This is a genomic window from Marivirga sp. (assembly GCF_051117495.1).
Taxonomy (GTDB): Bacteria; Bacteroidota; Bacteroidia; order Cytophagales; family Cyclobacteriaceae; genus Marivirga.
In genome coordinates, this window is the sequence record NZ_JBNPEF010000017.1 from 25,031 (window position 1) to 50,821 (window position 25,791).

The window sequence follows — 25,791 nt, forward strand, 5'->3', positions numbered from 1 at the left end:
CAATTTGACTGATGTTTGTAAAATTCAAAAATGAAAGTTTAAAATTAGAATTTGTAATCACCCACCACAGCCCATGAATTTCTTGAAATCCATGCCTTCAGGAATGATACCGTTCTTATCCTTTTCATGCTTGTCTTCCTGTTCTTTACTTGAACTAGCCTCTTCTTGGTTTGAAGAATCTAATTTCTCCTTTTTATTAGAATGCTGTTTTTTATCTGACTTCATACTAGAATTAACGCAATAAATATTCCCTATGTTTTAGGAGTGTGATCACCTCTTAAGTTTTTCTTTGTCTTATTCCTGCCTTTTCGTATCTTTTGCATTATTTTTAGTGGGGTATATTTCATTATTCTATCATATTGCAACACAAATACTTATAAATCAAGTATTTATATTTCCATTATGGTAAATTAAAAATTTCGAATTTATATAATTTCAAAATGCTCAAAAAAAGAATCGTTGTAGGTCTTTCCATTAGTTTAGCCCAAATTTTATTGTTTTACGGGGTTTATCAATTACTTTTTTTATTTGAACCTCTTTTTGATGAAGAGACAAAGCGTACTGTTTTTGAAAATCTATTTTTAGATTGGTTTTTTAATGATTATGTCTTGGTTTTTGCCTTGCTAATTATTCTTCAAAACACCCTAATCATCATTACTTGGCGTAAAAAATGGACCTTTATCCTTAGAATTATAACCAGTGTTTTACATGCCTTATTTTGGATTCAAAATATGGATGCACTTTATAATGAGTCATTAATTTTGGGTGGAACTGGTATATTGTTAATATGGTTAGGCCCGGCTTTTGAAACAATCTTAATTACATCTTTCGGCATCAAACATCCTTATAGAGAAAGGGACTATTTTGAGGATTTGGACAAAAAGAAATAAGAGCCTAGGAAGCCATTTCTTTATATTGCATATTATGTAATTGATGATAATAGCCACCTTTGTCCAATAACTCTTGATGTGTGCCTGTTTCCTTTATCTCACCCTTATCAAGCACAATAATTTTATCAGCTTCTTGAATGGTGGATAATCTGTGGGCAATAACAATACTGGTCCTTCCCTTCATCATTTTTTCAATGGCATTCTGAATCATTTCTTCTGTTTCGGAGTCAACTGAAGACGTGGCTTCATCCAATACAATGATTTTAGGATTATAGACCATGGCCCTTACGAAGGAGATCAACTGACGCTGACCTACGGATAAGGTAGCCCCTCTTTCCATCACATTATAATCATATCCTCCTGGCAATCTTTCAATGAATTTTCTGGCACCTACCAATTCTGCCGCATCTTTAACTTGTTGCAGTGTTATATTAGGGTTTCCTAAAGTAATGTTATAAAGAATAGTATCGGAAAAGAGAAAGACATCTTGTAAAACTACCCCAATATTTCGCCTTAAAGCATATAAATCATACTCTTTTAAATCTTTATCATCCAGCATGATTTCTCCTTTTTGGATATCATAAAATCTACTTAAAAGATTTATGACTGAAGATTTTCCTGCACCAGTTGCTCCCACCAAAGCTACTGATTGCCCTTCTTTCACATTAAATGAAATATTTTTTAATACGGTTTCATCTTCATTATAGGCAAAGTCAACATTTTTAAAAGAGATATTTCCTTTTACGGTTTTGGGCTTATATTCCCCATTGTTAGGTATATGTTCCTTATTGTCCAGTAAATTCAAAATTCTGGAGGAACTCACGATCCCCATTTGTAAAGTATTAAATCGATCTGCAATCAACCGAATGGGGCGGAAAAACATCTGTATATATAGAATAAATGCAATTAGCATCCCCAATGTTATGCCTGATTCTGCTTCATTTATCACCCCTTTGGCTCCATACCATACCAATAATCCAATACCAGTTGCTTGAATAACCTCTGCAACCGGAAAATAAATTGAGTAGTATAATACCGACCGAATATTGGCTTTTTTGTGTTCCGTATTTATTTTTTTGAATGCATCATATTCTCTTTTTTCGGCTGTGAATATTTGTACAATCGACATTCCTGTAACATGCTCCTGAACAAAGGAATTTAAATTAGAAACGGCATTTCTTACTTCATTAAAGGCAACTTTAACTTTTTCTTTGAAAATATAGGTGCTTAAGAAAAGCAAAGGCAAAGTAGCTAATGAGACAAGCGTTAACTTCCAGCTCATGGCGAACATCATCCCCAGTATAAATAAAATTTGCAGTATATCACCTATCATAGCGGCCAAGCCTTGGCTGAATACATCGGATAGTGTTTCTACATCGGAAACATTTCTTGTTACCAATCGACCAATTGGTGTTTTATCAAAAAACTTTAAGCGCAAACTTAGCAAATGACGATAAAGCTTTAATCTGATATCACGGATAATGTATTGACCTAACCACCCAGACAAATAAGTATGACCGTATTGTACAATAGCCTGCATTAATAATAATCCAACTAATATGAGGGTCATGTTTATGAGGCCTTGAAAATCACCTTGTGCAATTTGATTGTCGATGGCTTTCTGGATGACGAATGGTCGAGCTGGAGCTAATACGGCTAAAGCTAAGGTTAAAAAAACCAAGAAATAGAACCTGCCTTGATAAGGTTTTACAAATTTATACAAACGTTTAAGCACGTTGGTATCAATGATATTCCCGCTTTTTATATTGTCTTTCTTCACTTCCTGCTTTTAAATATAAATATCTTGAGGATAATTTACCTCGGTTAGAAAAAGTCCTTCTGGCGGAACGGCTCTTCCCGCTGATTTTCGATCTTTCGCTTTAATAATGTTTTCAAATTCCTCCACACTGATCCTGTTTTGACCCACCTCCAATAATGTGCCTACAATTGCCCTTACCATCCCACGTAAAAAACGATTGGCTTTGATGTGAAAAACCAAAGAGTCTTGCCCTTGTTTCCAAAATGCCTCCAAAATATCACAGTTAAATGTATAAACATCTGTTTTAACCCTACTAAAGCTTTCAAAGTCTTGATAGTTCAATAACTTTTCAGCAGCCAAATTCATTTTATCCACATCTAATTTTTGCGTAAAAATATAGGCTTGATCAATTGCAAAAGGATTTTTTTCAGTTGTTATATGATATTGATAAGCCCTGTTTATGGCATCAAAACGAGCATGAGCTTCCTCTTTAACGCTTCTAACATGCTTTAAAGCTACGTCATGAGGCAACATTTTGTTGGCCTTAAATAAAATTTGTTCGGCCGCAAGATCTCCATTAAAATCAACATGAAATACCTGTGCTGTAGCGTGAACTCCTCTATCTGTTCTCCCGCTTCCCAAAATATTGATAGGCTGATTTAAAATTGTGGAAAAAACTTCTTCTACTGATTGCTGAACCCCGAGAGCATTGGGTTGCTTTTGCCATCCGTGGTAGTTTGTGCCCTTATATGCTATGATAAAAAAATATCTCATTGACTTGAAAGAGCAAATTTAATGGAATTTGTATGAGAGAAATAGCATTTTGAATTTATATGGACCAACACGGAAATTTTATATGTCAAGAATACCCATAAATTACAATATGAATCATTAATTTCGATTTTGTAAATGCTAACAAACGACAAATCGTCAACAGGATATTTGACCATTTTATAAAGAACTTATATTTACTTGGTATTAAACATTGAATTATATGCATACTAAAATTGCCATTCTGAGAGGGATAAATGTTGGTGGAAAAAGAAAAATCCTCATGGCAGATTTGAAAATATTGATGCAGGAATTGGGCTATGAAAATATCCAAACTTATATCCAAAGTGGAAATTTAATTTTCGAAGCAGGTGAAAAGCAACAAAATGAGCAATTAGCTGAAAATATTGAGTCTGCTATTTTAAAACAATTTAATTTTGAAGTGCCTGTAATAGTGCTGTCGAAAAATGAAATTGAAAGTGCTATAGCCAACAATCCATTTTATACCGCAGAAGCTGATATAAATAAATTGCACCTTACTTTTTTAAATAAAATACCCGAACAAGACAAACAGGAGCAACTAGAAACTGTAAATTATAAGTCTGACCAATTTAAAATAATGGGGAAAAATGTCTTCCTTTATTGTGAAGGCAGTTATCACAAATCTAAATTGACCAATGATTTCTTTGAAAAGAAACTAAAAGTAAAAGCTACAACAAGAAATTGGAAGACGGTTTTGAAACTTTGGGAGTTGAGTAGAAATTAAATTCTGGTTCACAACTTCCATTTCACCCCCAAATAAAAATTTCTATCGGGAGCTGGCTGATAGAATCTTCCCCCAAAAGCATTCAGGTCATTTCCTAAACTGTAGGTGGTATCGAAAATATTTTCCATCCCAGCAAAGAAATTGATTTTTTGCTCAATAGGCAGTTGATAATCAATATTAGCATTTAGCAAATGATAGGAATCAGCCCATACTTCATTATCATCCGTGAGGGGAGTTTCGCTTACATATCGATAGTGCAGATTTAGATTTACGCTTTTCAACAAGGCAACTTCTAAAGTCTGATTGAAAGTGTGTTGGGGAACTCCCGTCAATAAATTACCTGAAAAGTCTTCTTCCCTTTTTTGGTAATCATCAAATGTAAATTCGTAAAAATTATAGCTCGTTTTGCCATTGATTTTATTGAGGACACCTACTTGATTATCAAACCAATTCACATTTAAGCCCCATTCCGTTCCTAATTGATTGGTGGCTCCTGCATTTTGAAAAAGCACCACTCCGTCTTGATTGGTATAGGTGGTGATGGTTTCTCTCAAGGCGGAATAGAAAAAGGTGGCATCCAGCTGTACTCTGTTCCCATAATATTTGTGACCTATCTCATAAGTCCTCCCCCTTTCTGCCTGCAAATTTCTGTTGATGCTTCCTTCGTTAGTCCTTATTTCATCCAAAGTAGGGCTGGAAAAGCCCTCGCTTAAAGAAGCAAAAGTCATGTTTACTGGAGACCATTGATATTTTAAAGCGACCCTTGGAATGACTTCATTATCAAAATTTCTATTGAATTCGAAAGGTTCTGCAAATGCATTCACCTTTCTATCAACTTTATATTCCAATAAATTACTGCTCAAGCCTAAAGTCAGTTCCCATTTTTCATAGCCAATCTGAGTTTGCAGGAAAAATAATTTTCTGTCGATATTCAAATCATCTGCAAAGCGAATCGTATCTTTTTGACCGTTTACATTTCCGTAATTATTGGCCGAATTATCGGCATATTGCCACTCTAGGCCCGCATCCCATTGCCAATCTACATTCTGCAAATTCATATCATAAGTCCACTGATGGCGCAAAGCAACTTCTCTGTTTTGGTCTTCTTTATAATCCAAAATAAATGGGTTTTGAAACCATGTGTAAGTTCCCGCGATATGAGTAGATTGACTTAAGTTTTTACCAAAAAAACTGGTATAGCCTACTCCATAAAAAACAGTTTCCTGGTCAATTGAAGCATTTTGAGGTGCACTGCCTGCCCGAGCCTGAGTTGGATCTTCTGCAAATTGCTCAGCTGTTAATCCTCCAGGGATTTCATAGAACAAATCATTATACAAAAGATGGAAATCCAATTGGTGATTATCGTTAATCTGATAACGGGAAGAAAGTTGATAATTCTGTCGGTCTAATGCATTATGATCTCTATAACCATCATTTTGCTGGTGGTCAACTGCATAAAAAGTTTTCCATTTTCCTGACTCAATTTGCCCTTTAATGCCAGCATTCAGTTGGTTGAAACTTCCTCCTGATACTTGAATCTGCAATGGGCTGTCCTGCTGGGAAGGGAAATTGTTGATCTGCATTACGCCTCCTAAGCCTGCACCAAATAAGCTCCCTGCTGGTCCTTTCACCACTTCCAATTCCTGCATTTGGGTGTTGCTTAACAAATTCAAAGCTGTAGAGCCATTGGCTTCGGTGAAGGGCAGTCCATTCCAATAAACTTTTACATCACGAACACCAAAGGGTGAACGAATAGAACTTCCTCTTATACTCACCCGGTAACTGGAGACTGCTCTTTGCTCTAAATTAACCCCAGGCAAGGTATTCCAGGCCATCACTGGGTTGTGAGGTGAGAAATTATCCAATTCCTTTGGACTTAAGTAAGCAATAGGGGCAGATTGCTTATTGATTTGCTCTCCTTTGCTAAAACCTGTTACCGTAACTACTTTGAGAATGGAATCATTTTTGATTTCTTGTGCACGCACTGCGCTCATTAGGCTACAAAAACAGATGATAAAAATTAAGAATCTGTACATAAAAAATTAAAGTATAGGCTGTGATACTTTTATAACAGCACCAATAGAAAAGGGTTTTTGAATAATTTTTTTACCAACTTCCACTAGCACCACCGCCTCCGGTCATACCACCACCAAAGCCGCCAAAACCTCCACCGAAGCTGCCGCCTCCGGAATTGAAGTCGCCAAATGTACCTCTATGTCCTCTACCGCTACTACCTAGCAACATCATTAAGGTGATCATATCTAAACTTCCGCCTCCCATGTGATGCTTTCTAACTCTTCTTATTCTTGAAATAATGGTGATAACAATAAAGAAGAATATTAAAAATGCTCCTAAACCGATTCCTTTGCCCGCATCATTATCTGCTACTTTATCTGCTGTATATTTTCCAGCGGCTAAATCAAAAATAATAGAAGTGGCTTCATCCAGACCTTGATAGTAATTTTTATTTCTGAAGGCGGGTTTCATATACTGATTAATGATCGTACTTGCTGCTCCATCGGGAACTACATCTTCCATACCATAACCAGTACTAATATCCATTTTTCGATCCTGAATAGCTACTGAAATTAATAAGCCATTGTCTTTGTCTGCGTCCCCTATTTTCCATTCTTCAAATACTGCTACACCAAATTGATTGGGAGAATACTGCCCATAAGTAGGCACTATTAAAATAGCAACTTGAGTTGAAGTGCTATCATTGTAAGCTACAAGTTTACGTTCCAACTGTTGTTGTTCCCCTTTGCTCAAGGTATTTGTTAAATCATTCACCAATTTCGGAGGATTAGGTCTTGAAGGGATTTCATCCTGTGCAAAAACAGAAGCTGCTAAGAATAATGCTATGATGGAAAAGTATATGTTTTTCATGATGTAAGTTTACTGTAATTTGATGGTTGAAGTTACAATGGATTACTCATTTAATAAAAATATAAGCAACTGAATCTTCTTCCTCAATTATTAATCATAACTTTTTTGATTTCATTGTTGGCATCAAATGTCGGGAAATACATTAATTCAATCTTTGCAGGGTTTAAGGTGTAAGTGCCCGAATAACGTGGTGTTAATTTTATTTCATAAGTGTGTTCTCCTTTTGGAAGGTCTTCCAAAAATATAGTGGTCTTATTTTTAAAGTATTCCCGGTGAGATTCACTTCTGAAATTATTCGTTTTACTGGCATAAGAGCAACCTCCAGGTATAGGTATGTTTATCATAACATATTCGGCATCTTTTTTAACTGTAACATTTACAATTAATTTAGTTTCTTCGCCTGCTACTAAAACATTATTGTTTTCTTCGAAATGGGTATCGATTTCAAAGTCATCCTTTTTAAGTCGAGGCTTGGTTTCCCAGAAGCTTTGATAACTTGTAAAGTAAACTGGAAAATCACCCGACTTAGATAATTTGATATTTTGATCGGGGGAAACTGTCATTTCAAAAGGGAATTCATCAATAGATTTATTAACATCTCCTGATAATTTTATTGAAGGATGGCTTAAGTCTGAGGTTTCATTCAGTAGATTAGGCAAAATAGTTTCAAGAATTTTGGCAGATTCATAAGTGTTTCGCCAGTATCCCTTATTTCTAATTTCTAAAAAATAGCCCCTCAATTTTTGTAAAGCCTCTTTATGTTCAGAGGAATCTTCTTCAAGTATTTTATAAGCTAGGAGGGAGTTTTGTATATCGTTCTGTGTCAAGCTATTTTCCTGCTCTTCGTTTGGAAAGTAAATATTGCCCATTAATGTAGTTTCTTGAAAACTTAGAATTGTATCCAAATCATACTCAAGTTGAGATAATTGTTTAAGATGGCTTAAAGCTAAAAGAGCATTTAGAGAGTTATTATTTTCTTTTTGTTCAAATTTGTTGATGTAGTAGGAGTAATTAATTTGAGCGTTTAATAGGTTTAAAATTTTCAAGATTCTAATACTTTTTTGAAAGTCAGTTTGATAATCCAATTCCCAAATCATTTTTTCAGCAATCTGATCTTTATTGATTTTAGATTCATATCCTGCTTTTTCAGCAATTAATAATGCTTCTAAAATATGTAAACTAATCCAGCCATTAAAACTAGAGTTTTTCCACCAGCCCCATAAACCATCACTTTTTTGGTTATTATGTATTAGGCGAATTAATTTATTTACCTCTCGTTCATTTCTAAACTTCACCCCTCTATATTCAGCAATTTTTTCCTCTAAAATCAGGGCTTTTAGTTTCGATGCAATTTGTTCATTGCACCAGTATTCATAGGATAATACATGACTGATTTCGTCTTCAACTATCTCCAGCAGGTCTGCACGAGCATACAAATTTACATCACCCAAATTTTTGTCAAATTCCAAATTAAAGGTTGTGTCTTTATCAAGTATGAAAAATTGCCCAATGGTACGGTTTAATCCTCTAGGAAATATTGGGATATGTTTTTGTTCTCCATCCAAATAACCATCTTCCTTTTCTAGGAAATATTTCATTTGAATTGAATCTGAAGGAGCGACAATTTGCAGACTATCTATTATTGAATTCACACATAATTGATTATTAGAAAACTGAATATTGCCATTAATTTCAAATTGCCTTTTTAAGCTAATAGTATCTGATGTATAATTTAATATTTTTCCAATTGCTAATGTTGAATCACCTTCAATTAAGAACCTTGGCGTGGCTAATTTGGCCATTAATGGTTTATATGATTTTATTGAGCTTTTGGTTTGTCCAGATTGCTTTTTACCGTTCATGGCTAAATAAAATGTTTCCCATCCGGTTACATCATCAGGAAATTCAACTTCAAAGCTTACTTTTCCTTCTTTGTCGGTTTTTAATTTGGGCTCCCAAAACGCATAATCTGAAAAGTTATCTCTGATTGAACTAGACTGAGCAGCCGATTCAAAAAATTCTTCATCATAATCCGCTCCTTTTGAGAAAAGGGTTTTAGTATTTTTGAAGGATTCTTGGTTTGTATCAATTATGACAACACCATTACTGCCTTGTGACCCATAAATTGCAGTTGCTTTTTCTCCTTTTAGAATTTCTAAACTTGCAAATAGTTTAGGATCTAAGTCTTCTATTTGACCAGTAAATACTAACCCGTTTATGATATATAATGGGGTTTTATCAAATGATTGGCTTGAGACTCCTCTAATATTTATTTCTACAGCACTGCCTGGGACACTGGAATTAATCGAAACCCCGGCTATCTTCCTCATTAAGGAATTGGATTGAACGTTTGAAACAGATGCTGTTAAATTAGATTTGCCTACGGAGCCATAGCCGGTTACTACCACTTCTGACAATTGTTGAACATCTGGTTCCAGATAAACATTTGTATAATTTCTATTTAGAGTTACTTCTTCTTTTACCATCCCAATAAATGTAAAAATCAGGGTGTTGTAACCTAGCGGGACTTTTAAGGAATAATAGCCGTCTAAATCAGTTGTGGTTCCAAAAGTAGTGCCTTTAATGAGTACATTTACTCCTGGAAGCGGATCTTCAGTGCCTTTTTCATAAACATATCCATCTACCATTTCTCCTACACCTGAGTAACTAAATTGTTCTCTGTATCTATTAAATATGACGCTTTTTTCTTTTTCCTCCTGAAGGTTGTATGGTTTGTCTTTAAACAAATTCTCCTCAATAATTTTATTAATTTCAATGCTGAAACTATCCTTTTTTAACTTTGTTGGTTTAGTATATTCAAAATAGTTTAGACCATTTTCTTTAATATTGACGGAATCCTCAATATGATATTTTGAATCTTCATAGAAGAAAAGTAATCGATAATATCCTTTTTTTAATTGATGTAACAAAGCTGTATTTCCTGGATATACCCGCAAAAATTCATGATTATCATATCGAAATACCAATATATTTAGCGGCCGATCTAATTGCTTTTCCTTATCTATACTGTTTTTTAATAGTAGCCTACCTGCGCCTTCCCGGGTTTTTGTCGGGTAGTTATATCTAGCAGTGAGTGCTCTTTTAGAGTCTAAATAGTTTTTCCATTGTGATTTTAATTTTTCCTCTGTTAGTACATAATCACTTAAAAAGCTTAGGCTTGAGTATTTATCTAAATATTCAGGATAGCTTTTTAGACTTGTACTTCTCATTTTTAGTAAGTCTGGAGCAAAATCATATTCGAAAAAGGGTTCATGTTGAAATTTTGTTGAATAACTATCTATCGAATGAAAGATGATCTTTCCGGCAATTGGCCCGGCAAAATTTTGTTGACTTCCAACACTTTGATGAAAATTAAGCAGTTGTACCTGATGGTCTTGCTTAAGATATGCCATTCTTTGTCCGAAATTATTCCGATAAGGGAATATATATTTATACAGATAAGCTTTTTCAGAGGAAGTTAGATAAGGGCCAGCTTTCAATGAGCTTATATTTTTATGATAAATATCCTCATCAATGCTTAATATATGCTTTTGACCCTCATTAAAATACAAGCTATCAATTGTTAGAACCTTATTTGCTGTTCTTAATTTTAATTGATGATAACCAGTGTCAATATTAAATGAGTAAGGATTTTTATTGGTTGACCAGCTAAAATACACAGGCCTACTGTCTATGTAAATAACATGTATGTCTTTCAGCTCCCCTTTATCAAAAACAAATGGTGAAAACTGTGTAATTGAATCAGGGCTGTCATAGGTAAACTTTCTAATTGTATTTTCAGGATATATAAATTGATAATATTCTATTGAATCCAAGCCAGCTTTTTTCTTCCAGCTCAAATAATTTAAATTCTGCTTATAATTTGTTGTGCCTTTATTCCTTTCAAATTCGAAAGTGTTTATTAACTCCTTGTGTTTTCTTTCTTTTCCTAGATAGGGAACAGATGGAGCATTTTCCTTGAATTTCTTTGTAAATGAGTAAGCTGTCAAATCGACATTTTCGGCAGGATTTCCATTTATGTCTGTTACGGTGAGCTCAATTTTTGATGTTTGGCCAGGATATACGATTCTAGGTTGCGAAACAGCTACATTCAGTTTCTTGTCCTTTAAAGGGATTTCATAGTTTTCATCGATTACTTTTCCACCCCATAAATATTGAATTGTTACGAAATAATTCTTTTTCGATTTTGTATTGATTCTATAATTCAGATTGTCAGTATAGCCTGCTTCTATTTCCCTGTTTTTTTTATAAATGTTGTAATTAAAAGGGATTTTCCGTGGGTTTTCAATTTTAACTATTAGTGAATCCGTAGTTCTATCACTGTAACATTGAATTAAGGATGGTCTTTTGGATAAATTAAATGTTTGTTGAATGCTGTCTGTTTGAATCAGGTAATCTGAAAAATAGTGGTTTATTGGGATTTGGGTCTTGGTATTGCCGTCAAAAACAGATGTTTTGTTCCCAAAATTATCTATTCCGTAAACTTCAATTTCGTTTTTGAGAGCTTTCCCATTTTCTGAATAATCAATTATTATCGAATCAGCATTTAATTTAAAACTGAACTCTTTTTTACTGTGAAAATAGCTAAACTCTTTGTTTTTTGATACAATCTCATTATCTGAGGTTATAAGCTTTACATTGACATTATAGTCAAAATTCACTGGGGGAAACTTCTCTCCCGTTATAAATATTTCTGTATTTTCATCGGGCAAAAGCCTTTTTTGAATAAATTCTAATGTATCAGGAATAAATAGTTTTGAGGAAAAGAAGTTGTGGATATTTATAGGCGTGACTATTACTTCCAGTCGCCCATCCAATATCTTGAGATTATTTTCATCCGTTCCTTTCGCATTTATTTTTAAAGTATCTTTTAAATAATGATTATTTTCTTCCGCAATTAAATCAAGTTTAATGCCTGCAAGTTCATAATCTTCATAATTAAAGTAACTTCTTAATATCTCTTTGTCATTTTTTGATTCCAAATACAGATTGTACATTCTGTCTAGTTGCAATTCCAAAGAATCATGAAGTACAAATTCATGTTCATAAGCTCCTTTTCGATAGGGCTTAATTTCTCCTAAAAGGGTCTTTTTACCTCTACTATATATTTTTGCGTTGAGGGTTTTGTTTATAGGTCGTCCATTATTTTTTACAATAAAGGCCTTGAGTTTTACCGTATCACCAGGTTTATATTTTGGTTTATTAAAAGCAAAATAGCCAGTGTATTTCTCCTCATCTAGGTAATCATAATAACCACAATAATAATCATCGAATAGGCATGCTGTTTTACGGTAAAGTTTAATGAAAAATTCTTTTGTGCTATAAATTGTACCTTGTGGCCACCACCGAATCAAAGATTTAACCCCATCAATAGGAACATGTAGCGCGAAATTAATTGGCCTCCAAACGTATTTTATCGGGGTTCCAAAGACTATTTTTCGATATGCTCTTTTGAATCTTGAGTTATCAAGCCTTTTATCTAATTGATAAAATGATTTAAATCCATCTACTGTGATTTCAAGTAAGCCTTCTTTATTGGCTTTTTTTATGATGTAGGCCTTTTCATCTTTATCAAACTTTAGTTTTTTATTCTTAATTTTTAATTCTGCACCATTTATGAGATGACCCTGTAAATCATAAACCTGGACTTTTAAATCTGTATTGTTATTTAAGATAAATGCTTCAAAGTTTTGGATACTTGTTATAGAGGTTTTTTGTTGGTTTTTCTCGCTATAGCTTTTTAAATAGTGTCCTTCAGCTAATGGTTTATCATATTTTTTATCGGTAGGAAAAGAATCAATTTTATGATTAAAAAAAGTGGAGTCCAATTCCTTTACATTGTTCTGATAGATTTGTTTTGCCTGAAAACTATTGATTTTATAGATGTAGGTATAGAAGCTTGATTTCCTGCTTTTTAATAAACTTTGGCTGGAAAGCTTATGGTAAGAAACAAACAAAAAAATAAATAATATCCCTCTTAAAGAGTAGTGTAAAAAAGCAGCTCTATTCACTTTGTTTAATTATAATTCTAAAAGTACTTCCCTAAAGTATAAGCTTAATTTTTAAATTACTCATTTTGGAAGTCTCAATCCAAAAAATGATGTAATTATATTTTTTAATTACACCCTTTGCCTCGCTGGAGCTAAAAGCAAAATAAATTAGCAAACAACTAATTTAATTAGTATTTTTGTTTTATGAATTCATCCCAAAACATAAAAGGCAGAGGGGCGCAACACCATCTTTCCAACTCATTTTCCAAGCAAGAATTTACCACAGAGTGGGATGAAGGAGTGGATGAATATACGCATTTTGATAAACCCACCACCCAAGTATTTTACGAACATCCGAAAAAAATTATCAATAAAGTCAGTAGCCCGGATGTAGGTATGGAGTATTCCATCAATCCTTATCAGGGATGTGAGCATGGATGCGTTTATTGCTACGCCCGCAATTCCCATGAATACTGGGGTTTTGATTCAGCCTTGGATTTTGAATCCAAAATTATAGTTAAAAAGAATGCTGCAGAATTACTTGAAAAAGAGCTTTTAAACCCTAAATGGAAGGTGAAAACTATTGCGCTTTCAGGCAATACGGATTGTTATCAACCTTTGGAAAGAAAGCTCAGGATTACCAGAAGCCTTTTGAAAGTTATGGCCAAATACCACCATCCAGTGGGAATCATCACCAAAAATGTGGGCTTTTTGGAGGATATGGATATTCTGGAAGATTTGGCAAAAGATAATTTAGTGCGAGTCATTTTATCCATCACGAGCCTGGATGAAAAACTAAGATCTGTTTTGGAGCCCAGAACAGCCTCTTCAATAAAAAAACTTCAAGCCATTAAAATCTTGAGTGAAAAAGGAATTCCTGTTTCCATCATGAATGCCCCAATCATTCCCGGCCTAAACCATAGTGAGATTCCGGAAATCATAAAAAGGGCATCTGAAAATGGTGCCAACGATGCAGGCTATACGGTTGTTCGATTAAATGGAAGAATAGCTGAAATTTTTAAGAAATGGCTGGAGAATTATTTTCCTGATAGATCTGAAAAAGTCTGGCATCAAATTGAAAATCTTCATCAGGGAAAAGTGAACGACTCCGATTGGGGGCAAAGAATGAAAGGGAGAGGTGCAGAAGCCGATGTGATCAATCAGTTATTTCAATTGGCTAAGAAAAAATATATGAATGGAGGAAGAAAGTTGAGTTTGAATAATAATGCTTTTCGAAGAGGTGGGGCTTATACCTTATTTTAAAGAGCTTTTGGTCATTATTCAATCAACTTTTTGTAATTTTGATTTATGACAGTATTCAAAACCTCTCTTTTAATTTTATTCTTATTACTACCTGAATTTCTACTCGCCCAAAGCACAAATGTGGAATTCCAAGTGAATATGAATGAGCAAATCACCCAAGGAAATTTTGATCCATCGTCCGACTTTGTGGATATAGCCGGCTCCTTTAATAATTGGGGGAATCCTGGTTTGGTTTTAAATGATGATAACAGCGATGGAATTTACACTGGTGTAGAAACTTTAAATATCGGTCAAGAAATAGAATTAAAAGCCAGGATAAATGGTGCATGGGATGGAAATGAGGAATTTCCTGGCGGTGGCCCCAATCGCTCTTTTACCATTTCACAGGATGATGTGATTGAATTTTGGTATAATGATGAAGTTTCAGATAATGTCCTTCAAGTAAATATTAGTGCTTCTTCTAACTTTGCCGTTCCCGGTGAGGTGATTCAATTTACTGACCTATCCAACGGGAACCCGGTTGATTGGGAATGGAGTTTTGCAGGTGGAAACCCGAGCTCAAGTACAGAGCAGAATCCTGTCATTAGCTATGCCAATGAAGGAAGTTATGATGTAAGCCTAACCATCAAAAATGCAGAGGGGGAAACAGTCACTAAAACTTTTGAGAATTTCATCACGATTGGCAATACGGATACGCATTGGTGGAATGAGATGGTTTTTTATGAAATATTCGTTCGCAGTTTTTATGATGCTGATGGTGACGGAATAGGCGATTTTCCAGGACTGATTGAAAAATTGGACTATTTAAATGACGGAAATCCAGCTACACACAATGATTTAGGTATTAATGGAATTTGGTTAATGCCTATTCAACAATCTCCTAGTTATCACGGATATGATGTGACGGATTACCGAGAAATTGAAAGTGACTACGGCACCAATGAGGATTTCAAGGAATTTATAGCTGAAGCACATAAAAGAGGCATAAAAGTGATCATTGATTATGTTATGAACCATAGTTCCAGTGAACATCCATGGTTTAGAGACTCTAAAAATCCATCAAATGAAAAAAGAGATTGGTTTGTTTGGGAAGATAGCAATCCTGGTGGAAGTGGGCCTTGGGGGCAAAATGTTTGGCACCAAAGCAATGGCGATTATTATTACGGGCTTTTTTGGGACGGAATGCCAGACTTAAATTATGAGACACCTGCTGTAAAGGAGGAAATGTTTGATATATCCACTTTTTGGTTGGAAGAAATGAAAGTGGATGGATTCCGATTGGATGCCGTAAAATACATTTATGAGACAGAGGAAGGCTTAGAAGATGTGGAAGAAACTTTTCAGTTTTGGAAAGATTTCAGAACGCATTATAAATCCGTAAACCCGGACGCATTTTCAGTAGGTGAAGCATGGACCTCTACTAATAAAGCAAGAGATTATGTCGGCAATAATGGTCTCGATTATGTTTTTGAATTTGACTTAGCAGGAAGCATTCTGAATGCTGTCAATAACGGCAATTCAACCGGGCTCATTTCTAAAACGGAAGAAGTAATGGGTAGCTATCCCTATTTACAATTTGGAACATTTTTGACCAATCATGATATGGACAGAGTGATGAATGTGCTCAATCAGGAGCTTTCAAAAGCCAAATTAGGAGCTGAATTATTGTTGACTTTGCCAGGTATTCCTTATCTCTATTATGGAGAAGAAATCGGGATGTTGGGTCAAAAGCCTGATGAAGATATTCGTTTGCCGATGCAATGGAGCAAGGCTTCTAATGCGGGTTTCACAACAGGAAGTCCTTGGAGGGCTCCGGACTCTGATTATCCTGATAAAAATATTCAAGATCAACAAACGAATTCTGAATCCCTTTGGAGAAAATATCAGGAGCTAATAGCCACAAGAAATTCACAAATTGCTTTGCAAACAGGAAATTACCGGACAGTCCAAACTAATTCTTCGGATGTATTCAGTTTTATCAGGCAAAAAGATGAGGAGCAGATTTTGGTGGTTTCAAATTTGACCAATAACGAAATAAACAATGTCAATCTTCAATTAAACAGCTCTAATTTATTAGCTGGAAATTACCAATTGGTTGATTTGTTGAGTGGAAACCAAAAAGCAGTTACGGTCAGCGGAAATGGTGGAATTGATTTCAATTTGGAGGGCATGAATCCTCGAACTACCCATATTTATAAATTTTTAACTTCCGAAACCTCAACTACTGATGTGGAATTTATGGTGGATATGAATGAATTAATTACTGAAGAAGCATTTGACCCTGACACTGAATCTGTTATTTTAATTTCAAGTGAAAATGGTTTCGGATCTGAAAGTATAGAGTTAAACGAAACTGGCGAATCTGGAATTTATGCTGTTAAATTATCAGATATCACTATTGGTTCGGCTATTGAATTCAAATTTGGTATAAATAATCCTGAAAATGGAAGGGAAGAATTTCACGACAGTGATCAATATAGATTTTTCAGATTAAAGGAAGGAACAAACCAAGTATTGAATCAATATAATCAACTAGGAAGCACTGTTACTTCCAATGAGGAGGAAATAAAACCAGCTCAATCTCTTAAAATATATCCAAATCCAGCTCAGAGGAATATCAATGTCGAAATTGAAAACCCTGGATTTTCAGCTTCAAAATATCACATTATGGATGGAAAAGGAAGCATCAAATTAGAGGGGAAACTAACAAATGGTCATAAGCAAATCGACATCCATAATCTCAAGGAAGGACTCTATTTTTTACAAATTATCGGTGATAAAAAGAGGATGATTCATAAAATTTTAGTGATTAATTAATCTATTTTCAAAACTATTTTTCCAATATGTTCACTGCTTTCCATCAGCTCATGGGCTTTGGAAGCTTCTGCCAGTGGAAAGGTTTTGAAAATAACAGGTTTAATTTCTCCAGATTCTATTTTTGGCCAAATGTATTTTTTAAGATTCTGAGCAATGGTTCCTTTAAATTCAGGAGAGCGAGCTCTTAAAGTCGATCCTGTTATGGTCAATCTTTTCACCATCACTTTCTTCATATTAATAGTTGATTCCGCATTTTTCATGGCATTAATAATCACCAACCTGCCCTCAGGATTTAAGATGTTAATATTTTTGGCAGTATAATCTCCTCCCACCATATCCAAAATTACATTAACACTTTGTTTTTTATCTTTTAGATATTCTTCAAAATCTTGCCTTTTGTAATTGATAGTCAAATCAGCACCTAATTTTACCGCATAATCACATTTTTCATCTGTGCCTGCTGTGGTGAAAACCTTTCCGCCCATGCTTTTCACCATTTGAATAGCGGTTACACCTATACCTGATGTGCCACCATGCACTAAAAAGTTTTCTCCTTTTTGAAAATTTCCTCTATCAAATACATTTGACCAAACCGTGAAAAAAGTTTCAGGTAGAGATGCTCCTTCTACAAAATTCAATCCTTTTGGAATTGGTAAACACTGTACTGCAGGGGCGGTAACTTCTGATGCATAGCCTCCGCCTGCCACCAAGGCACAAACCTTATCGCCAACTTTCCATTGCATCACATCATTTCCAACTTCCTTTATAATTCCTGCCACTTCCAATCCGGGAATATCATCGGGAGCATCTTCTGGAGCAGGATATCCACCCATTCTTTGGAAAACATCAGGTCGGTTTACACCTGAGGCTTTTACTTCTATCAAAACTTCATTGGGCTGAGGCCTTGGGCTATCACTTTCCTCTAATTGAAGTACTTCTGGCCCTCCTGGTTTTTTGATTATAATGGCTTGCATGTTTTTTCAGTTTTAAGTTTTAGGTTTTAAGTAAATGTAATGAGTATAGAGTACAAAGATAGCTCACATTATACTTCTAAATATTTCTATTTAGCTTCTATATAACATCCGGACTTGCGGTACTGACCTATTCACCCTACATCCATCATCCATTCTTCCCACTTCAAACTCCTAACTTCCAACTCACTATTTCAACTTTATTTCCTATTATATCAATCTTATTTCTAATTATTTCTATCTAGCTTCCAGTCTGACCTACGGTATTGATCTCTACACTTCATCACTTTAAAACCTCAACACCTCCTCACTTAGAATGGATACCCTATCCCAAAATTCCAATTAATATTTTCTTGTCTCCAAGCTTTATTTCCTAACTCAAAACGGTCTTGCCATTGGAAACCATCAGGGCTAGGTTTTCGGATTGGCGTGGCCACATCCAATCTGATTACGAAAAATTCAATATCCAATCTTAAACCAATTCCAGATCCTATGGCCATTTCATTTATCCAATTAGAAGTGAATTGACCATTTCTTCCATCTTCGTTTTTGAGCCAAACGTTGCCCGCATCGGTAAAAATGGCTCCTTTTAGGAAAGAAACTAACGGAAAACGATATTCCACATTCGCTTCTATCTTGATGTCTCCAGCTTGGTCGAAAAAGTTAGTGCCATCTGATCGATTCTGTGGTTGATAATTACCTGGCCCTAAACTTCTGATTCGGAACGCACGAACTGAATTCGGCCCGCCAGAAAAATATTGTTTGGAGTAAGGAAGGCTAACGGAATTGCCATAAGGCAAGCCTACGCCCACAAACGCACGGCTTACCAATCGACTTTCTTTGCCAATATTCTGATAGTTTCTGATATCAAAATCGAAACGGGAAAACTGTGCATAACTTTGTCCCCAGAATTTTTTATCATCGCCTTTTACGCCTCCAATATTTTGCGCTACAGCCAAGGCATTTCCTGCAAAATCAGCATTAAAGGAGAAAAAAAAGCGGTTCCTTTTAATATTTCTTACTAGCTGACTCCATTGAAAACTGTAAGACATGCCAGGAATAAATTGCTGTTCAAAACTTCGAGCTAAAAAAGGATTATCTTTTTTTAGCGTTTTAAAAGCTTCGCTTTCATTTCCTACACTTATATAGTTAATGGAAACAGGGTTTAAATTATGTGTCACAAAAATATTCGGATTCCATTCGAAACCATAAACCGCTAAAAAAGAATTGAGATTGAACCACTGAGAACGGTTTAGCAAATCATAAGATAATTTGAATTTTGTTTTAGGAATAGAGTAACGGAATTTTTCCTCTATCGGAATAGGAGTTACCATTCTAGGAATTATTAATTCTGCCGTCACCCCTGTTTCAATACTATTCAGACCTGCATTAATCTCTCTACCATTCAATTGTGCTTCATAACCAACTTTGGTGGATAACCTAAGTGCCTCACCTCCTTTGAATAAGTTTCTGTTCAAGTATTCAAAGTTCAGGGTCGGACCTACAAAGTTATTGGATTTACTTACCGCTTGTAATTCAGAGCGGAAAGAACGTTTGCTCAATGGAGATAGGTAAATATTAGCTGTTAATTGTCCTATGCCGTTTTCAAGCAGACTATCTTCTTGGTATCTTATGTTTACGAAGCGATAAGTTTTCAAGGAATTCAGCCTTTTGTTCGTATTACTTTCATTTTCAGGACTGTATAGCTCTCCTTCCTGCATAAATAAGTAAGGGTAAAGCCGGTCGGGACGGAAAAATATGTCTGATTGAATAAATTCCACATCATTCAAAACTGTAGTATCTGCGCTCTTAGCTCCTTTAGAAGTGTCCAATGAGTATTTTGGAAACACATGGATTTCCTCAATTGTAAAAGGAACCAATGCGAGCTCGGAGGCATCATCTTTTATTCGAAGTCCCATTATAGCCTCATTCTGCTCATCGGTGCTCAATGTATCAGCCTCAAAAATCAAATTGTTTGATGTGAAATAATAATATCCTTGCTTTTTAAAGAAATCAGAAATATTTGTTCTGGTATCTTTGAGTTTTTGTAAGGAAAAAGGCTCATTTTCTTTTATTGGGTTTTCTTCCTCCAAATAGTGTAGAATCAGGCTATCCACTTTTTGTTCACCTACTTTTTTGTAGTAAATAGAATCAATATGAATTCTATTTCCAGGACTAATTTCATACTTTATATATCCTGTCTTTTTCTTTTGAAAAACCTCATGATTAATCTTACTATTGAAATAACCTAAATTTTCCATACGGTTTTTCATTAGCTTTTGTACAGTATTGATATTGACTTGATTAAGCAAAACTGCTTCTTCTCCTATCCTTTTATTTACCCATTTTGCATAAAACCCCGCTTTTTCTTTCTTGACTTTTTGATTTGCCCACAATCCCAAGCGCATGCCGGCAAACTTTTCATTTGGCTTGGGCTTATTAACTTTTTCCAAATCACGTTCTAATTCTTTTTTATATTTAGAACTTTCCGTCTCTTTTAGCTTGAGCTTTCCGCCCTCATATAATCTTTCCCCTTGCTGCAAATTTTTGGTTGTATTGCAGGAGTAAAATGCCCCTCCTAAAAAGCTAATCAAAGCGATATGTATTAAAACCTTTCTCACTCTTCGTCCTCTTCTGGTTTTTGCCAAAGCTCATTGAATTTTTCGAACTCTTTACTGAATTGAATGGAAATGCCTGTAACAACCACTTGTCCATCAATCAAGCCTTCATATTCATTTTTTCGGTAGCCCTTTAGTTTGTAGCGACCATCTTCTGTCAATAGATATTCAACCATAATATTTCCTATAATGTCAGTAGCTTGTTGCTGACTTCTTTGCTGCCCTTCTAAGTCAACCTGGCTACCAACTTCAACTCTAAAGCGGTCATTAAATAAATTTTTACTTAAGCTCATCTCTAATTGTGTTCTGTCCTGGGGTGTTCCACTTTGGTAATCCTCATAAGAATTTAGATCCAAGTTTAGATCCACGCCTTTTACATATTGGTTACTTAATTTATTGAGTTGATTACTTAAAATCTGACTCGCACTATTTCTGGCAATCGCTTCGGAATTTGGACCACCATTGCTACTGCCGCTTGGAAAAAATTGGTTTAATACCAACAGAGAAAAAACTTGTTTATTCAACCGGGTTTCATTAGAATTAATGGATTGAACTTGTTGGTAAATATTACCACCCAAAGCACCACGACTTTGTTCTGGCATATCCAATCCGAAGGAGATTTCAGGTTTGCTTAAATTACCGCCAACAAAAAGCTGAACTAAAAATGGCAGTTTTTGTCGATATTGGGTTTTCACAGAAGAAGAAGCGGCAGAAATTTGATCCTCCATTAAAGTGTTCACAGGAGTCTCTGTTTTATACAAAGCCGTAATATTCAAAGTGGCTTCATAAGGATCGCCCGACCAGCTTATTCTTGAGCCAGATTGAATTTCAAATTTACGTTTTACTAAATCATATAAACTTAATTGATAATAACCCTGATTAACTTCTACATTTCCATTTAAGCTAATAGCACCATTTTTTCTCAGGGTAAAATTCAAATCCGTATCACCGGAAACGGTTAAATAATCTCCTCTTCTTTCATCCACAATAACTTTAAATTTGGCGTTTTTATCCGTATTGATGATGGCGTTTAAGTCCATTCCATCGATGTTGGCACTTCTCTGTAATTCTGATTCCGCAGTACTGATGGTATCCGATGGTTCATACTTCTTTTTGAATGTTACGATTCCTTCTTGCTCCACTACATCCACTTCACTTTCAGGAATGATATAGACCAAGTCCGTTTTATCATTTAATCCTACTTTAGCCTGTATTTTAGGTTGATTTGAGGTTCCTGTCAAATCTATATTGGCATTAAAATAAGCTTTGCCGAAAAAGAGTTCGCTATCGGCTTTAGTGGTATTCAACAATTGAAAATTCTCTGCAGTAAGTTGTAAATTAAATTTAGGATTCAATAAATCATGAGTAGTAACTTCACCATTCAATTGCATTTTACTTTCTTGCTCATCAAGCATAGTGAAATTGTTCAATTTGATTTTCTCATTTCTTAAATTGATTTCTTCATTAGGGAGTTGGTAAGCCATATTCAAATATGGAAAGAATAATGAAGCATCTTGAAAATTCAATTTGCCCTCATAAATAAAGTCTTCCGTATTTCCACTAAAATTAAAATGTCCAATTAAATTTCCGCTGGCTTCCTTAATTAATCCTTCAGAAAAACTGCTTAGAAATGGTAAAGAAACGCTGTCCATATCCAGTTCAAAATCAAACTCGGGGATTTCTCGGTTATTGTCAAACCAACCTTTGCTTCTTAAAATTATCTCACCTTTCGAAGTCAAATTAAATTGATAGCGATTATCCGATTCCTGTTGGGCATTTAAAGAGATATTGCCCACTTCCTCATTCAAGATGTTCAGGCTGTCTAATTGTAGAGAAGCGGAAAAAGCCATTAGGTTTTTTAAATCCTCAAGCACTATCCCACCTTTTAAAACACCTTTAACAGGACTTTCTTCGGCATTGATGATGGCAAAGAAATTTTCAATTCTGAAGTTTTCGAAATTTAATTGAAGTGCGGTAACTTCTTCCTTTAGTTTCGTTTTGAGTTCAAATAATTGTTGGTTACGCTCAAAAATCAAGTTCTTAATTTGCAAATTTGCTGTGTCAAAATAAATTCTGTTTTCCGGGTGCATATTCCAGTGTTCAGCATTTAGGATTAGGTTTTCAGGCTTCAATGTCCAGAATAGTGAATCCATTTTACGTTCTGCAACAGCATCTACATGGAATAGACTATCGGCCACTTCATTTTCCACAAATAAATTGAATAAAGCTTTTTGAGGTGTTATATCTGCTCTTAAAATGGTAGGATAGATATTTAAATCACCTGAGGTGATCCGCTGAAAATTGGTGTTCACATGAAACTCTTCTTCTGTATTATTGATGCTTATAACAAAGCTGTCTAAATCAATGTCTTGATAATGAAAGTTGGGGATATTCAATTGAAAATCGATTATTTCCTCTGCACTATTGTAATTTCCTTTTGCCATAATGGGCTTAAAACTGATATCCAAGGGCAGAAAATACATCAAATTTTGGCTTTCTTCGGCTTGCAATGAAAAGGCCATTTTCATAGGCTTTTCTGTAGTATCTACCTTAAAAATCTTGGCATTTTGAAGCTTAGAGGCATCCAAATCAGCAATGGCTAATTGGTCAAAACTATGGTTCATATTCAAGTCAAGCGCAATATTTTCCCATCTTAATTTAACATCAGCACTGTCAGCCGAATTATATGCTTTTAAATCCAATGGCGTAAAATTGATGGTTTGCAACGGACTGGTTAGTACTGTTTCAGCCAGATACGCATTTATAGATTGGTGTAAACTATCTAATTCAACATTTATGTCTGCTTTTGTAGATGCCCAAAGTGCGGTATCAGTAATATTGAGCGCTAACAAATCCAATTGCTTGATATTGGCTTTGAGATTGATTTTTTGTTGAATAGAATCAATACTTCCCGTAGCGGATAAATCAAAATCTGCAATGGAATCTGAATAACTACTGCTGAATTCCAGCTGGCTTTTCACCAAAGATGCCGACATATTTAGTGTGTCAAACTCATTCGCCATATAGCTGAAATTTCGGAAGCTGATTTCTGCTTTGGTATCCATTTCTGATGGTTTTAGGCCTTTTCCCTTAATGGCAATGTCAACATTAGCGGTCTTGAAATTTAGGCTGTCTTGCAACCACCTAGCTATTTCCAAATCCGTTAATCTTATATCCGCTTGATAGCTTTCGGGCTGATTGGAATCGAAATATCCTTTGACTTTTACTCGACTAATATCATCCAGTTTGGCAGATATATTTGCAATTATTTTTCCTTTATTATAATTGCCATTTCCGCTTAAATTCACTTTTTGTGGATAATAATCTGGATAATCTTTCGGCATGAAATATGGAAAATCTGACACATTACTTTTTAGCTCTAAGTTTTCAAAAGAAGCCATTAGATTTTCTCCTTCCTGCCAATTTTTAAGTTTGGCATTTAAGGCTACTGATGTTTTATTTCCATACAAAATGCGGAATCCTTGCAAGTCAATATCTTTATCATTTCCATTGATTTTTCCGTAAAGCTTGGCAGGATGTTTTGATAATGCCAATATACTGCTATCTGCTTGAAGCTCAGGAGAAAAATAAAAGGCGTCTTTAATGTCAAGTGTAGTCGGCAATTTCAAATCTAACTTGAATTGTGATTTATAAAAGCTTCCGGCAAATAATGAATCGATAGAAGCAAAATCAATCTGAGCATCAGTTTGCAATATAGAGTTAGCGGTTTCTACTTTTAGGTTTTGTAAACCAGCGAAAGTTGAATTAAAACTTATAGCTCCACTTAGTTCTTTTAATTCAAAATTCTTACTGTCTCTAGCAGAGAAACTTAAATTTTCAATGCCCAAATCTTCAGTTATATATTTAGCATTCTTCAAATTCAGTTTGATGTCCTGAAACTGCAAATTTTCAGGGTTAACCCCTTCCGCTTCTTTAATTTTTCCTGCAGACTTTATATCCAAATCTGTTAAATCAAAATTGAAAGTGTTGAGCTTTATTTTGTAATCAGGAAATTCAAAGGGAGTAGGAGCATCATCATTTTGTTCTTGTGCGGAATCCGAAGATATTGGTAATCGCATTCTAAAATGGCTGATTTTATTATAGAATTTTCCTAGTTCAATTTTATTTTTAGCTAAATCCACTTTTGCATTTCGGATATCCAATAGATTGATGATCGAAGACATTTGCAGACTGTCAAAAAGCGTTTCGTATTTTAATTCAATGTCATTTAAGTTTAGCTTTTGGACTTGAATTTTGGGTAAAGTACTTTCAGAAGTGTCTTCATGAGAAGGAGGGAAAGCTAAACCTTGCGAATAATTTGCTTTTACATTTTGGAGTACAAAATTTTCAATATCAAAGTGCAGGCTATCCAGATCAAAAGCACCGAATGAAAGTCCAAGTTCACCAAGCTTCAGCCTGGTTTTCATTTCCACACTAATATCCTGAAAACTTATATCAATATTTTCCAACAGGATATGACGGACATTGATAGTAGTGGAGGAAGTCGTATCGGTTTCTTTTTCCGTGCTGGTAGAATCAGCATTTGCAAAAGCATCAATTAAAAACTGAAAATTGTAACTGCTATCAGCGGAATTATTATGGACTGCTCCTTTAATTCCTTTTAGCTCTAGGTTTTTCACATCCACATTTCCATCTAAAAGTGGTCTCCATGCAACATCTACTAAAATGGAATTAGCGTAAACTAAGGTATCCTGATTGCTATCTTCAGCATAAAGTCCTTCAATCTGTGCTGCTCCAAGGAAAGTGATGTAAAGTCGGTCGATTTCAAATTTTGTCTGTGTTTTTTCGCTTACAAAATTGGTAGCATAATTGGTAATTTTTTGTTGAACTACAGGCAATCTTAAGGAAAGTATAAAGATGACCAAGAGCAATAAAATGCTCCCTAAAATATATAATATGATTTTTCCTGTTTTCTTCAAATTAAATTCTAAAGCACAATTTTAGTGACAACCTCAGCTATATCCTAACGAAAGAGTGTGGGATTGGATTTTATTGGGGGATTTTAATGATGAATTTAA

Annotated in this window: 13 protein-coding genes; 4 read left to right on the top strand and 9 right to left on the bottom strand. The window is 34.9% G+C overall.

The features are described 5' to 3' along the window. Nucleotides 1-57 precede the first annotated feature (57 nt). On the bottom strand, nt 58-225 hold the full coding sequence (locus tag ACFE0M_RS09430) for a hypothetical protein (RefSeq protein ID WP_434545506.1): 168 nt from the start codon (nt 223-225) through the stop codon (nt 58-60). 215 nt (nt 226-440) lie between these two features. On the opposite strand from ACFE0M_RS09430, the gene ACFE0M_RS09435 reads away from it, so the two are divergent. Beyond that, the gene (locus ACFE0M_RS09435; RefSeq protein ID WP_434545507.1) at nt 441-890 is read left to right on the top strand and encodes a hypothetical protein; all 450 of its coding nucleotides are present in this window, start codon (nt 441-443) and stop codon (nt 888-890) included. 4 nt (nt 891-894) lie between these two features. Here the strand turns inward: ACFE0M_RS09435 and ACFE0M_RS09440 are convergent, their stop codons facing one another. Further along, the gene (locus tag ACFE0M_RS09440; protein ID WP_434545508.1) at nt 895-2,670 is read right to left on the bottom strand and encodes an ABC transporter ATP-binding protein; all 1,776 of its coding nucleotides are present in this window, start codon (nt 2,668-2,670) and stop codon (nt 895-897) included. 9 nt (nt 2,671-2,679) lie between these two features. After that, nucleotides 2,680-3,423 (bottom strand): tRNA pseudouridine(38-40) synthase TruA, encoded by a 744-nt coding sequence (gene truA, locus ACFE0M_RS09445; protein WP_434545509.1) that lies wholly within the window; start codon nt 3,421-3,423, stop codon nt 2,680-2,682. Nucleotides 3,424-3,643: 220 nt separating this feature from the next. Between truA and ACFE0M_RS09450 the strand changes: the two genes are divergently transcribed. Continuing rightward, on the top strand, nt 3,644-4,186 hold the full coding sequence (locus tag ACFE0M_RS09450; RefSeq protein ID WP_434545510.1) for a DUF1697 domain-containing protein: 543 nt from the start codon (nt 3,644-3,646) through the stop codon (nt 4,184-4,186). 8 nt (nt 4,187-4,194) lie between these two features. Here the strand turns inward: ACFE0M_RS09450 and ACFE0M_RS09455 are convergent, their stop codons facing one another. The 3 genes from ACFE0M_RS09455 to ACFE0M_RS09465 all read right to left on the bottom strand — a co-directional run bounded on the left by ACFE0M_RS09455 (nt 4,195) and on the right by ACFE0M_RS09465 (nt 13,104). After that, on the bottom strand, nt 4,195-6,222 hold the full coding sequence (locus ACFE0M_RS09455; protein WP_434545511.1) for a TonB-dependent receptor: 2,028 nt from the start codon (nt 6,220-6,222) through the stop codon (nt 4,195-4,197). A gap of 70 nt (nt 6,223-6,292) precedes the next feature. After that, a complete protein-coding gene (locus ACFE0M_RS09460) occupies nt 6,293-7,072 on the bottom strand; it encodes a TPM domain-containing protein (protein ID WP_434545512.1) in 780 nt (259 codons plus the stop codon). An 83-nt stretch (nt 7,073-7,155) separates the two neighbouring features. Continuing rightward, nucleotides 7,156-13,104: a carboxypeptidase-like regulatory domain-containing protein gene (locus ACFE0M_RS09465; protein WP_434545513.1), complete on the bottom strand. Its 5,949-nt coding sequence runs from the start codon at nt 13,102-13,104 to the stop codon at nt 7,156-7,158. Nucleotides 13,105-13,287: 183 nt separating this feature from the next. Here ACFE0M_RS09465 and ACFE0M_RS09470 point away from each other — a divergent pair, with 183 nt between their 5' ends. Beyond that, complete coding sequence (locus tag ACFE0M_RS09470) at nt 13,288-14,346, top strand: PA0069 family radical SAM protein (RefSeq protein WP_434545514.1); 1,059 nt, start codon at nt 13,288-13,290, stop codon at nt 14,344-14,346. A 45-nt stretch (nt 14,347-14,391) separates the two neighbouring features. Beyond that, on the top strand, nt 14,392-17,163 hold the full coding sequence (locus ACFE0M_RS09475) for an alpha-amylase family glycosyl hydrolase (protein WP_434545515.1): 2,772 nt from the start codon (nt 14,392-14,394) through the stop codon (nt 17,161-17,163). On the opposite strand, the gene ACFE0M_RS09480 is transcribed toward ACFE0M_RS09475, so the two are convergent. The 3 genes from ACFE0M_RS09480 to ACFE0M_RS09490 all read right to left on the bottom strand — a co-directional run bounded on the left by ACFE0M_RS09480 (nt 17,160) and on the right by ACFE0M_RS09490 (nt 25,692). Next, complete coding sequence (locus tag ACFE0M_RS09480; protein WP_434545516.1) at nt 17,160-18,137, bottom strand: NAD(P)H-quinone oxidoreductase; 978 nt, start codon at nt 18,135-18,137, stop codon at nt 17,160-17,162. The two genes, ACFE0M_RS09475 and ACFE0M_RS09480, sit on opposite strands and share 4 nt — an antisense overlap. A 308-nt stretch (nt 18,138-18,445) precedes the next feature. Further along, the gene (locus ACFE0M_RS09485) at nt 18,446-20,782 is read right to left on the bottom strand and encodes a BamA/TamA family outer membrane protein (protein WP_434545517.1); all 2,337 of its coding nucleotides are present in this window, start codon (nt 20,780-20,782) and stop codon (nt 18,446-18,448) included. Further along, entirely contained in the window at nt 20,752-25,692 is a 4,941-nt protein-coding gene (locus ACFE0M_RS09490; protein ID WP_434545518.1) for a translocation/assembly module TamB domain-containing protein, read from the bottom strand. Before ACFE0M_RS09490 ends, ACFE0M_RS09485 begins: the two co-directional genes overlap by 31 nt. Between the last annotated feature and the right edge of the window lie 99 nt (nt 25,693-25,791).

Bases quoted from the DNA above. Each gene is read 5' to 3' on its own strand.
- ACFE0M_RS09430 (WP_434545506.1), bottom strand. From the start codon at position 225: ATGAAGTCAGATAAAAAACAGCATTCTAATAAAAAGGAGAAATTAGAT.
- truA (WP_434545509.1), bottom strand. From the start codon at position 3,423: ATGAGATATTTTTTTATCATAGCATATAAGGGCACAAACTACCACGGA.
- ACFE0M_RS09450 (WP_434545510.1), top strand. From the start codon at position 3,644: ATGCATACTAAAATTGCCATTCTGAGAGGGATAAATGTTGGTGGAAAA.
- ACFE0M_RS09480 (WP_434545516.1), bottom strand. From the start codon at position 18,137: ATGCAAGCCATTATAATCAAAAAACCAGGAGGGCCAGAAGTACTTCAA.
- ACFE0M_RS09455 (WP_434545511.1), bottom strand. From the start codon at position 6,222: ATGTACAGATTCTTAATTTTTATCATCTGTTTTTGTAGCCTAATGAGC.
- ACFE0M_RS09470 (WP_434545514.1), top strand. From the start codon at position 13,288: ATGAATTCATCCCAAAACATAAAAGGCAGAGGGGCGCAACACCATCTT.
- ACFE0M_RS09475 (WP_434545515.1), top strand. From the start codon at position 14,392: ATGACAGTATTCAAAACCTCTCTTTTAATTTTATTCTTATTACTACCT.
- ACFE0M_RS09435 (WP_434545507.1), top strand. From the start codon at position 441: ATGCTCAAAAAAAGAATCGTTGTAGGTCTTTCCATTAGTTTAGCCCAA.
- ACFE0M_RS09460 (WP_434545512.1), bottom strand. From the start codon at position 7,072: ATGAAAAACATATACTTTTCCATCATAGCATTATTCTTAGCAGCTTCT.